We start from the raw sequence: 11,040 nt of genomic DNA, 5'->3' as shown, positions 1-11,040 counted from the left end.
TTCAGATGTCCAATATGTATTGTAGTCCTACACTCCTTTTATGTGGCCCGGGTGGACAGGGTATTGCGAAAGACTTCCTAGTCTGGTATAATTTTTGAATAGCCTCAGAACAAAAGACGAATGGAACAGGGGGAACCCGCGTTGGTGAAAAGTATGACGGGCTACGGCAGGGGAGAGGCCGTGGTCCATGGCCGCTCCATCACTGTGGAGCTGCGCTCCGTCAATAACCGCTATCTGGACTGCACCATCAAGCTGCCCCGCATCTATGTGTTTGCGGAGGACGCCATCAAATCCAAGGTACAGGCCCATATCTCCCGGGGCAAGGTGGATGTGTTCGTCACCATCGGCCCGTCGGAGAACGGGGATGTATCCATCTCGGTCAACAAGCCTGTGGCGGATGGCTACTATGCCGCGCTGTGCGCGCTGCGGGACAGCTACGGCTTAAAGGACGACATTTCGGTTTCCCTGCTCTCCCGGTTCCAGGATGTCTTCCTGGTAGAGAAGACCCAGGAGGATCTGGAGGCCGTGAGCGCGGACATCTGCTCCGTGCTGGAGCTGGCCCTTCAGGACTTTGACGCCATGCGGGCGCGGGAGGGCGAAAAGCTCTTCCAGGATGTGACCGGCCGGGCACACACCATCGAGGCCCTCACTACCAGGGTGGAGGAGCGCGCCCCCGGCATTGTGGCCGACTACCGGGCCCGCCTGAGCGCCAAAATGGCGGAGGTGCTTCAGAACACCCAGCTTGATGAGAGCCGCATCCTCACCGAGGCCGCCGTCTATGCCGACAAGGTGGCTGTGGACGAGGAGACCGTCCGCCTGCGCAGTCACCTGTCCCAACTGGACCACATGCTGGCCCAGGAGGGCCCCGTAGGCCGCAAGCTGGACTTTCTGATCCAGGAGTTCAACCGGGAGGCCAACACCATCGGCTCCAAATGCAATGATATTGAGACCGCCGGATACGTGGTGGATATCAAGGCCGAGATCGAGAAGATCCGGGAACAGATCCAGAACATCGAGTAAGGCGGTGGGGCAGGATGAAGCTTATCAATATCGGATTTGGAAATATGGTTTCCGCCGGACGGCTCATCGCCATTGTCAGCCCGGAGTCGGCCCCCATCAAGCGCATGGTCCAGGAGGCCCGGGACCGGGGTGTGCTCATTGATGCCACCTATGGGCGGCGCACCCGGGCGGTGCTCATCATGGACAGCGACCACATCGTTCTCTCGGCCCTACAGCCAGAGACAGTGGCCGGGCGGCTGGGCGGCCGGGAGAACGAGCCCGCCCCAGAGGAGGATGAGGACGCATGAACCTGAAAAAGAAAACCAGGGGGCAGCTCATTGTGCTCTCCGGCCCGTCTGGTGTGGGCAAGAGCACGGTGATTTCCGAGCTCCTGAGCGAACGGGAAAACATCTACTTCTCCGTTTCTTTCACCACCCGCCAGCCGCGGGTGGGAGAGGAGGATGGCGTCAACTACAATTTTGTCAGCCGGGAGCAGTTTGAGTCCATGATTTCCGGCGGTGAGCTGTTGGAATACGCCGAATATGTCCATAATTACTACGGCACCTCCCTTCGCCTGATCGAGGAGAAGCTGTCCGCCGGCACCGACGTGCTGCTGGATATTGAGGTGCAGGGCGCGGCCAAGGTGCGGGCCAAGTGCCCAGACGCGGTTTTTATCTTTATCATCCCCCCCTCCTTTGAGGAGCTCTCCCGCCGCCTGCACCGCCGGGCCACCGACGCGGAGGAGGTCATCCAGGGCCGCCTCCAGAAGGCCCGTGAGGAGTGCAAGCAGATCCCCAATTATGACTATCTGGTGGTCAACGACAAGGTATCCGAGGCCGCGGGCGAGATCATCGCCATCCTGACGGCGGAGAGCTGCCGTACCAAGCACCGAATCAATCTTGTGGAAGGAGTCTGATCCAATATGATGCTCGAACCCCCGATGAACCAACTGCTCAAGCAGGTACCCAGCCGCTATATGCTGGTGAACGTAGTGGCCCAGCGGGCCCGCCAGGTGGCCAGCGAGGCGGAGGATGCCGGGATTCCGCTGGACGACAAGCCCGTGACCATCGCTATCCGTGAGGTGGCCGAGGGCAAGGTTGAGCTGAACGACGAGGAGTGAGCATAAGGCAAGCGACGGGGAAGCGCCCGGCGCTTGCCTTTTCTGGAGGAAAGGGGGCGGAGAGATGGAGGGGAATACCGTGGCCAAGATCGCGTTGCAGGCCGCTACCTACGCCATCGACAAGCCCTACGACTACCAGGTACCGCCGGAGCTGCTGGACACCCTGCGCCCCGGTATGCGGGTGGTCGTCCCCTTCGGGGCGGGCAACCGCCGGACGGAGGGCATCGTCCTGGCGCTGGAGGGCGGGTACCCGGACGACCCAAGGCGCAAGAGCATTCTCACCGTTCTAGACGAAGAGCCGGTGCTGGACGGCGAGGCCCTCCGGCTGGCCCTGTGGATGCGGGAACGCTGGTTCTGCACCGTGTACGACGCGGCCCGGGCCATGCTCCCGGCGGGGCTGTACTTCTCCCTTCAGGATCGCTGGAAGCTGGCCCCCGGCGTGGACCGGGAGGCGGCCTATGCGGCGGCGGGCCGGTCAGAGCACGCCCGGCGCATCGTGGAGTTGCTCTTCGCCTCGGGGCGGGAGGCGGATGTGGCCCAAATCAAGGAGGCGTTCGGGACAAAAGATCCCAATCCCGCCCTCAAGCTGTTGCGGGACAAGGGCATTCTCACCTTGGAAACCAGCGCCTCCCGGGGGGTGGGGGACAAGAAAGAGCTGGTGGCCTCGCTGGCCATCCCGCCCGAGGAGGCCATGGCCCTGGTCACGCCAAGGCGCCGCTCCGCGCCCCTGCGGTATGCCGTGACCGAGCTGCTGTGCGCCCTCGGCAGCGCCTCGGCTAAGGAGCTGTGCTACTTCACCGGGGCCGCCAACGCCACCCTGCGCTCTTTGGAAAAGAGCGGTATCCTGCGCCTGGAACACCGTGAGGTGTTCCGTCGGGTGACGGTGGAGGCGGGGGAGCGGGCCGCTCCCCCGGTGCTCAACGCCGAGCAGCAGGCGGCCTTTGAGGGACTGGACGCCCTGGCGGCGGTCGGAAGACCCGCTGCCGCCCTGCTGTACGGGGTGACGGGCAGCGGCAAGACCCAGGTGTATCTCCGGTTGATCTATGAGGCACTGGCCCGGGGCCGTACCGCCATGGTGCTGGTGCCCGAGATCGCCCTGACCCCCCAGCTCCTGCGCATTTTCGCCTCCCACTTCGGGGACGACATCGCTGTGCTCCACTCGTCCCTGCGGGCGGGGGAGCGGTACGACGAGTGGAAGCGGGTGCGGAGCGGTCAGGCCCGGGTGGTCATCGGTACCCGCTCCGCCGTGTTCGCCCCCCTGCGGAATCTGGGGCTGCTGATTCTGGACGAGGAGCAGGAGTCCACCTACAAATCGGAGAACGTCCCGAAATACCACGCCCGCGACGTGGCAAAATACCGCTGTGCTCAGAATGACGCCCTGCTGGTACTGGGCTCCGCCACCCCGTCGGTGGAGAGCATGTACCACGCCAAGCGGGGGGACTACCGCCTGTTCACCCTGCGCCGCCGGTACAACGAGCAGGCCCTGCCGGAGGTGCTTATCGCCGACATGAAAAAGGAGCTCCGCGCCGGCAACGGCACCTCACTCAGCGGGCCCCTCAGGGCCGGGCTGGCCGCCGCCATGGAGGCGGGGGAGCAGAGTATTCTCTTCCTCAACCGCCGGGGGGCCAGCCGCATGGTCACCTGCGGCGAGTGCGGCGAGGTGCCCACGTGCCCCCGCTGCTCCGTCCACCTGACCTACCACTCGGCCAACGGTCGGCTCATGTGCCACTACTGCGGCCACTCCGAGCCGCTGCCCGACGCCTGCCCCTCCTGCGGCGGGGCGTTGAACTTCCTCGGCTACGGCACCCAGAAGGTGGAGGAGGAGCTCCACGCCGCCTTTCCGGGGCGGGAGATCCTGCGGATGGACACCGACACCGTCTCCGCCACCCAGAGCCACGAGAAGCTGCTCTCCCGGTTTGAGAAGGAGCGGATTCCCGTGCTGGTGGGCACCCAGATGGTGGCCAAGGGGCTGGATTTTGAGAATGTCACCCTGGTGGGGGTGATCTCCGCCGATCTCTCCCTGTATGTGGACGACTACCGGGCGGGGGAGCGCACCTTTTCCCTGCTCACCCAGGTGGTGGGCCGGGCCGGGCGGGGTGCCAAACAGGGGAGGGCGGTCATCCAGACCTTTACCCCGGAGAATGACGTGATCCGCTGCGCCGCCCGTCAGGACTACGACAGCTTCTATGAGCAGGAGATCGAGCTGCGCCGGATGCGCCTGTGCCCGCCCTTTCGGGAGCTGTTTGTCCTGACGGCCTCGGGGCCGCTGGAGAGCGCGGTGCTGCGCACCTGTATGCGCCTGCGGCGCTCCCTGGAGGGGTGGCTGGCCCAGCCGCCGTTTCGGGACTGGGAGCTGACCGTCCTTGGCCCCGCCCCGGCCAGCGTGGCCAAGATCAACGACCGCTACCGCTACCGCCTGACTCTGGCGGCACAAAATACAAAGGAAATTCGCGCCATGGTGGCCCATCTGGTCCGCTGTGCGCAAACCGACAAGGAAAACAAGGGGGTGTCCGTCTCGGCGGACGTGAACCCACTGGATTAAGGAGGAAACACCATGGCCCTGCGCAAGATTTTGACGGATGGAGACACTGCCCTGCACAAGATGTGCCGCCCGGTCACCAGCTTTGATGCCCGCCTGCACACGCTGCTGGACGATCTGAAGGAGACCCTGGCCGATGCCAACGGGGCTGGCCTGGCCGCCCCCCAGGTGGGGATTCTCCGCCGGGTGGTCATTGTGGTGGACGCCGAGGACAACATGCTGGAGCTGGTCAACCCCGAAATTGTCTCCCAGGAGGGGGAGCAGGAGGGCTTTGAGGGCTGCCTGTCGGTGCCCGGCCGCTGGGGCGTGGTCAAGCGCCCCTACAAGGTACGGGTGCGCGCCCAGGACCGCAACGGCAATTTCTTTGAGGCCGAGGGGGAGGAGATCGTGGCCCGATGCTTCTGCCACGAGATTGAGCATCTGGACGGCCACCTGTTCACCGAGCATGCCGACCGGCTCTACACCACTGAGGAGCTGGACCGCATGATGGAGGAGCAGGGAGAATGAGAATTCTGTTTATGGGCACCCCCGATTTTGCTGTACCCTCCCTGGAAGCGCTCATTGCCGCCGGGCACACGGTCTGCGGGGTATTCACCCAGCCCGACAAGCCCAGGAACCGTGGCATGAAGCTCCAGGCACCGCCGGTCAAGGTGTGCGCTTTGGCCCACAATATCCCGGTCTATCAGCCCGTCAAGCTGCGGGACGGAGCGGCTCTGGCGCTGATTCAGGAACTGGCCCCAGAGCTGATCGTGGTGGCCGCCTACGGCCGCATCTTGCCGGATGAGATCCTGGCCGCGCCCCCCAAGGGATGCATCAACGTCCACTCGTCCCTGCTGCCCAAATACCGGGGGGCGGCGCCCATCCACTGGGCAGTGCTCAATGGGGACAGCGAAACCGGCGTGACCATCATGCACATGGCCCACGATCTGGATGCCGGCGACATCATCGCCCAGGCCGCCACCCCCATTGATCCCGACGAGACTGTGGTAGCTCTTCATGACCGCCTGGCGGTGCTGGGAGCGGAGCTGCTGGTGAACGTGGTGGCGGACATTGCCGCCGGAACAGCCACACGCACCCCCCAGGAGCACGGCAAGGCCACCCTGGCCCCCATGCTGAGCCGGGAGCTCTCCCCCATGGACTGGAGCCGCCCGGCGCGGGCGCTGCATAACCAGGTTAGGGGGCTGGTCCCCTGGCCCGCCGCTGTCACTGAACTGGGCGGCAATCGCTGTAAAGTATTTTCCGCTTCCGTACTGGGCGCCACGACTTCCGCCGCCCCCGGCACCATTCTGGCCGCCGGGAAGGAGGGAATTCAGGTGGCCTGCGGCGGCGGCACGGTGCTACGCATTGACGAGCTTCAGGCCGACGGCGGCAAGCGCATGAAGGCCGCCGACTATCTGCGGGGGCACCCCATCCCTGTGGGATGATCCATCTGCTCTGGACGCTGGCGGTCTCTGGAGTAGTGCTGGCCCTGGGGCTGTCTCTGTTGCTCCGGTGGCTGGGGGCCGCCGGACTTCCGGCGCCCTGTGCCGTACCGGCATCTGCCTCCAGAGGCTGTGAGGTAAGCCGCCGGGAGCTTCTGCATGTGTTCTCCGCCGCCCTGCTCTTCCGCCTGACCGTCTTTCTGGCGGTGGCCGCGCTGGCCTGCCTGGTGCTCTACCCGGGTACCGGTCTGTCCTGGGCCACGGATATCTGGAAGAAATGGGATGCATGGCACTACGTTGGCCTGGCCGAACTGGGCTACACCGGCTATTGGGAGGACGGCAGACCCCTGTTTCTGGTCTTTTTCCCCCTCTATCCCTGGCTGGTGCGGCTGGTTTGCCCCTTGACGGGGCATAATACCATGGCGGCGGGCTTGATGGTGTCCTTTTTGTGCTATTCCGCGGGGTGCGTCTATCTGTACCGGCTGGCGGCCTGGGAGCTGGGGAAAGGTGCCGCCCGGCGGACGGTTCTCTTTTTGTCTCTCTTTCCATATGCCTTTTTCTTCGGCGGGGTGATGACCGAGGGGCTATTCCTGCTGACTACGGCCGCCGCTCTCTGGCACATCCGCCGCCACCGTTGGTGGCGGGCGGGTATGTGGGGTGTTTTGGCCGCTATGACCCGCATGCATGGTCTGTTACTCATTGGGGCGGCGGGAGCGGAATTGGTAGAGAGTCTGGGGAAATTTGACGGGAGGGCCATCCTCCGCCGCCTGCCGGCGGTACTACTGCCCGCTGTGGGCAGCCTGGCCTATCTCGGCCTCAACGCCGCCGTGGCGGGGGCTCCCTTTGCCTTTACGGTGATGCAGGAGCACTGGAGCCAGGGCTTATGCTGGATCTCAGACACTCTGTGGTATGTGCTGCAAAATGCCCTGTCCTACTATGACGAGGCGATACGGATTCAGATCTGGATTCCCACCCTGCTGCTTTTTGCCGCCTTTTTCCCACTGCTCTGGTACGCCCGCGGGCGGTTTCGGAGCATGTATACGCTCTATGCCTTCGCCTATCTGGTGCTCAACTACTCCCTGTCCTGGCTGCTCAGCGCCGGGCGCTACCTGTCCTGCGCCCTGCCGTTCTTCCTGTTCGCCGCAGGGCTGACGGAAAAACGGCCCCGGCTCACCGCCCTGCTGGCGGGCGGGATGGGGGTCGGGTTCCTGGCGAACCTGTGGTGCTACCTGTTGGGCGGGCAGATTATGTGAACGGAGGGATTCCATGCCGTTTTTCTACTATTATGACCCCTATTACTGGATGATCCTGGTACCGGCCATGCTGATCGCCCTGCTGGCCCAGCTCAATGTGTCCTCCACCTTCAACCGTTACTCCCGTATGGCCAGCCGCCGGGGCTTTACCGGCGCCCAGGCGGCGGAAGCAGTATTGCGGGCCCACGGCATTCAAAATGTGCGCATTGAGCGGGTCTCCGGCCGGCTGACCGACCACTACGATCCCCGGAGCAATGTCATCCGCCTGTCCGACGCGGTGTACGGCTCCAACAGCATTGCGTCGGTGGGAGTGGCCGCCCACGAGGCGGGCCATGCGGTGCAGTACGCGGTGGGGTATGGCCCCATTAAGCTGCGTTCCGCCCTGGTGCCCATCTGCAATATCGGCTCCCAGCTCTCCCTGATTTTGATCGTCATCGGCCTGCTGCTCTACTCCAAGCCCCTGTTCGGCGTGGGCGTGCTGCTGTTTGCCACGGCGGTGGTGTTCCAGCTTGTAACGCTGCCGGTGGAGTTCAACGCCTCCCGCCGGGCCATTGCCAGCCTGGAGGGCACCCATCTGCTGGAGGACGATGAGCTTCGGGGTGCCCGCAAGGTGCTGGGGGCTGCCGCCATGACTTATGTGGCAGCCCTGCTGGTCTCCCTGGCTCAACTGCTGCGGTTCCTGCTGGCCTTTGCAGGACGACGGAGGGATTAGATGAAGCAGGCCCGAGAAGTGGCACTGGACGCCCTTACTGCCTGCGAGAGGCAGGGCGCGTGGTCAGACGGATATCTGAAAAAGGCCATCGGCGGAGCGAAGCTGGACGGCCGGGATGCCGCTCTGGCGACCCGGCTGTGCTTCGGTGTACTCCAAAACCGGATGCTGCTGGATTTTTACCTTTCAAAGCTGTGTGCCACCCCGCTGCACAAGCTGGAGGCGTCTATCCGCAACCTGCTGCGCCTGGGAGCCTATCAGCTTTTGTATCTGAACCGGGTGCCGGATCACGCCGCCGTCAGCGAGGCGGTGTCCTTGGCCCGAAAGAAGGCCAAAAATCCCAGGGCCGCAGGGCTGGTCAACGGGGTGCTCCGCAGCCTGATCCGCCAGCGGGAGGCGCTGGAGCCGCCCGCCGACCTCTCCACCCGGTACAGCCATCCTCAGTGGCTGGTGGATTCCTTCGTTGCCCGGCTGGGCAGAGAGGAGGCGGAGGCCCTGCTGGCCGCCGACAACGGCGAGCCCCCCACCTGTGCCCAGGTAAACACCCTCAAAATCTCCGCAGAGGAGCTGGCTGCCATGCTGACGGCCGAGGGGGTGGCAGTGGAACCCCATCCCTGGCTGCCGGACTGCCTGTTCCTGAACGGCACCGGAAGTCTGGAACACCTGGAGGCGTTCCAGAAGGGGTACTTTTACATCCAGGATGCCGCCGCCCATCTGGCGGTGCTGGCCGCCGCGCCGCAGCCGGGGTGGAGGGTGCTGGACGCCTGTGCAGCCCCTGGAGGCAAATCCTTCGCCGCCGCTATCGCCATGGAGAACCGGGGGAGCGTCACCTCCTGTGATATTCACCCCCACAAGCTGCGCCTGATCGAGGCGGGCTATCAGCGGCTGGGCCTGGATATCATCCATGCAAACCTGTTGGACGGCAAGGAGCGAAAAGCCGAATTACTTAACAGCTTTGATCTGATAATCGCCGATGTACCCTGCTCCGGCTTGGGTATCATCCGCAAGAAGCCGGACATTCGCTACAAGGATCCTGAGCCTCTGGAGAACCTGCCCCGTGTGCAGGCCGCCATTCTGGACAATGTGGCGGATTATGTGCGCCCGGGCGGCGTGCTTCTCTACGCCACCTGCACCCTGCTGGAGCGGGAGAATGAGGGGGTCGTGAGAGCGTTTTTGGACAAGCAGAGAGACTTTACACTAGAGGGATTCCAAGTTTCTGGCCCCTTCTTGGATACAGACACCGGCATGCTCACCTGCTGGCCCCACCGCCACGGCACCGACGGCTTTTTCTTTGCCAAGCTCAGGAGGATTTAAGATGGATTATGAGGTGTATCCCCGTGTTGGGCTGGGGCCTTTCCGCTTGGGCATGACACAGGAGGAGGCGGAGAAACTCCGGAACCGGCTGGGCCTGCCTAAGCCCCCTGACTCCTTTTACCTGGAGTATGAAGAAGGCTGCTTGTCCCGGATCGGACTGAATACGTCGGAGAATATCCGGATTTTGTACCGTGGTCAGGATCTGATCCACACCCATGTGGAGGATGTGATTGCCGTCCTGTCAAAGGAGTCCGGCTTTGTGTGCGACTGTGTGGATCATGACCTGGCGGATACTTACAACTTTCCGGTGCTGGGACTGGAGCTGTGGCGGGAGGAACCTTATCACCCTAAACTGCTGAAAGAACCCGGCTTTCAGCGTATGATTACCCGGGATCCCTTTACAGATTATCAGCGCGGTTGGTATTTCCTTCAGGTTTGGGTGCAGTCGGATCAGTTCCGGGCTGATTTCCCTCTGAGGGAGTGCCCTGCCCCGGATTACGATTCCTGGTTTTTGCGGCAGGAGGAGCCAGCGCCCATCCCACCGGAGCGTCTGGCAGCGGTGGCAAAAAAATACGGACTGGAGCCGCCGGGGAGGCCCGGCGGGGGAGAGAACGCATGACCGACATCAAATCCATGAATCTGACCGAGATGGCCGCCTATTTCAAGGAGCTGGGGGAGCCGGCGTTCCGAGCCAAGCAGGTGTTCCAGTGGCTTCACCGGGGCGTATTCTCTTTTGACGAGATGACCAACCTCTCCAAGCCTCTGCGGGAGAAGCTGGCCGCCTCCTGTATCCTCTACGCGCCCCAGGTGGAGCGCAGGCAGGTCTCCTCCCTGGACGGCACCATCAAGTACCTGTGGCGGCTGGGAGACGGAAACTGTATTGAAACGGTTTTGATGCGCTATCATCATGGGAATACTGTGTGCATCTCCTCTCAGGTGGGATGCCGCATGGGCTGTGCTTTCTGCGCCTCCACACTAGGGGGCAAGGTGCGGGACTTAACACCCGCTGAGATGCTGGATCAGGTGCTTTTCACCCAGATGGACTCCGGAGCCCCGGTCAGCAACATCGTGCTCATGGGCATTGGGGAGCCGCTGGACAACTTCGACACGGTGCTCCGCTTTCTGGAGCTGGTCAACAGCCCCGACGGCCTGAACATCGGTATGCGGCACATCTCGCTGTCCACCTGCGGCCTGACTGAAAAAATTGACAAATTGGCCGACTATCAGTTACAATTAACGTTGTCTGTGTCCCTGCACGCCCCCGACGACGAAACCCGGAGCCGCATCATGCCGGTCAACCGGAGCGTAGGGGTGGAGAAGCTGTTCGCCGCCTGCCGCCGGTATTTTGAAAAGACCGGCCGACGGATCTCCTATGAATACGCCATGATTGACGGAGTTAACGACGCCGACTGGCAGGCAGATCTGCTGGCTCGGCACCTGAAGGGGACGCCGGGGCATGTGAACCTGATTCCCCTCAACAATGTGGAGGAGAGCCCCCTCAAGCCCAGCAGGCGGGTGGCGGCCTTCCAGAAGCGGCTGGAGAGCCACGGCATCACCGCCACGGTACGCCGCAAGCTGGGGGGCGATATTGACGCCTCCTGCGGTCAGCTCCGCCGCAAGACAATGCAGCAGGAACACACTTAACATAAGTCGGCTCACGCCTGGCCGCGCAGGGCGTGAACAGA

General features: G+C 63.3%; 12 protein-coding genes. All 12 read left to right on the top strand.

Going from position 1 to position 11,040, the window contains the following annotated elements; translation table 11 throughout:
- The first annotated feature begins 153 nt into the window (after positions 1-153).
- The 12 genes from HMPREF0372_RS03515 to rlmN all read left to right on the top strand — a co-directional run bounded on the left by HMPREF0372_RS03515 (position 154) and on the right by rlmN (position 10,999).
- Positions 154-1,020: a YicC/YloC family endoribonuclease gene (locus HMPREF0372_RS03515; protein ID WP_154023796.1), complete on the top strand. Its 867-nt coding sequence runs from the start codon at positions 154-156 to the stop codon at positions 1,018-1,020.
- Between the two features lie 14 nt (positions 1,021-1,034).
- The gene (gene remA, locus HMPREF0372_RS03510) at positions 1,035-1,307 is read left to right on the top strand and encodes an extracellular matrix/biofilm regulator RemA (RefSeq protein WP_007489025.1); all 273 of its coding nucleotides are present in this window, start codon (positions 1,035-1,037) and stop codon (positions 1,305-1,307) included.
- Positions 1,304-1,915 (top strand): guanylate kinase, encoded by a 612-nt coding sequence (gmk, locus tag HMPREF0372_RS03505; protein WP_007489024.1) that lies wholly within the window; start codon positions 1,304-1,306, stop codon positions 1,913-1,915. The genes remA and gmk overlap by 4 nt, the downstream gene beginning before the upstream one ends.
- A 6-nt stretch (positions 1,916-1,921) precedes the next feature.
- Positions 1,922-2,119 carry a DNA-directed RNA polymerase subunit omega gene (rpoZ, locus tag HMPREF0372_RS03500; protein WP_007489023.1) on the top strand — a complete coding sequence of 66 codons (198 nt, stop codon included), beginning with the start codon at positions 1,922-1,924 and terminating at the stop codon, positions 2,117-2,119.
- A gap of 64 nt (positions 2,120-2,183) precedes the next feature.
- Positions 2,184-4,661 (top strand): replication restart helicase PriA, encoded by a 2,478-nt coding sequence (priA, locus tag HMPREF0372_RS03495; RefSeq protein ID WP_007489022.1) that lies wholly within the window; start codon positions 2,184-2,186, stop codon positions 4,659-4,661.
- Between the two features lie 12 nt (positions 4,662-4,673).
- The gene (gene def / locus HMPREF0372_RS03490; protein WP_007489021.1) at positions 4,674-5,165 is read left to right on the top strand and encodes a peptide deformylase; all 492 of its coding nucleotides are present in this window, start codon (positions 4,674-4,676) and stop codon (positions 5,163-5,165) included.
- Positions 5,162-6,082 (top strand): methionyl-tRNA formyltransferase, encoded by a 921-nt coding sequence (gene fmt, locus HMPREF0372_RS03485; protein WP_007489020.1) that lies wholly within the window; start codon positions 5,162-5,164, stop codon positions 6,080-6,082. Before def ends, fmt begins: the two co-directional genes overlap by 4 nt.
- On the top strand, positions 6,079-7,332 hold the full coding sequence (locus HMPREF0372_RS03480) for a glycosyltransferase family 39 protein (protein WP_007489019.1): 1,254 nt from the start codon (positions 6,079-6,081) through the stop codon (positions 7,330-7,332). The genes fmt and HMPREF0372_RS03480 overlap by 4 nt, the downstream gene beginning before the upstream one ends.
- A 13-nt stretch (positions 7,333-7,345) precedes the next feature.
- Complete coding sequence (locus HMPREF0372_RS03475; protein WP_007489018.1) at positions 7,346-8,044, top strand: zinc metallopeptidase; 699 nt, start codon at positions 7,346-7,348, stop codon at positions 8,042-8,044.
- The gene (rsmB, locus tag HMPREF0372_RS03470; RefSeq protein WP_007489016.1) at positions 8,045-9,355 is read left to right on the top strand and encodes a 16S rRNA (cytosine(967)-C(5))-methyltransferase RsmB; all 1,311 of its coding nucleotides are present in this window, start codon (positions 8,045-8,047) and stop codon (positions 9,353-9,355) included.
- A 1-nt stretch (position 9,356) separates the two neighbouring features.
- Positions 9,357-9,974 carry a hypothetical protein gene (locus HMPREF0372_RS03465; protein WP_007489014.1) on the top strand — a complete coding sequence of 206 codons (618 nt, stop codon included), beginning with the start codon at positions 9,357-9,359 and terminating at the stop codon, positions 9,972-9,974.
- A complete protein-coding gene (gene rlmN, locus HMPREF0372_RS03460) occupies positions 9,971-10,999 on the top strand; it encodes a dual-specificity RNA methyltransferase RlmN (RefSeq protein WP_007489012.1) in 1,029 nt (342 codons plus the stop codon). The genes HMPREF0372_RS03465 and rlmN overlap by 4 nt, the downstream gene beginning before the upstream one ends.
- Positions 11,000-11,040: the final 41 nt, after the last annotated feature.

The sequence above is a fragment of the Flavonifractor plautii ATCC 29863 genome, from assembly GCF_000239295.1.
In the GTDB taxonomy this organism is placed as follows: domain Bacteria; phylum Bacillota; class Clostridia; order Oscillospirales; family Oscillospiraceae; genus Flavonifractor; species Flavonifractor plautii.
The sequence above is the reverse complement of the archived record's forward strand: the minus strand, read 5'-3'. Positions and strand labels throughout refer to the sequence as shown.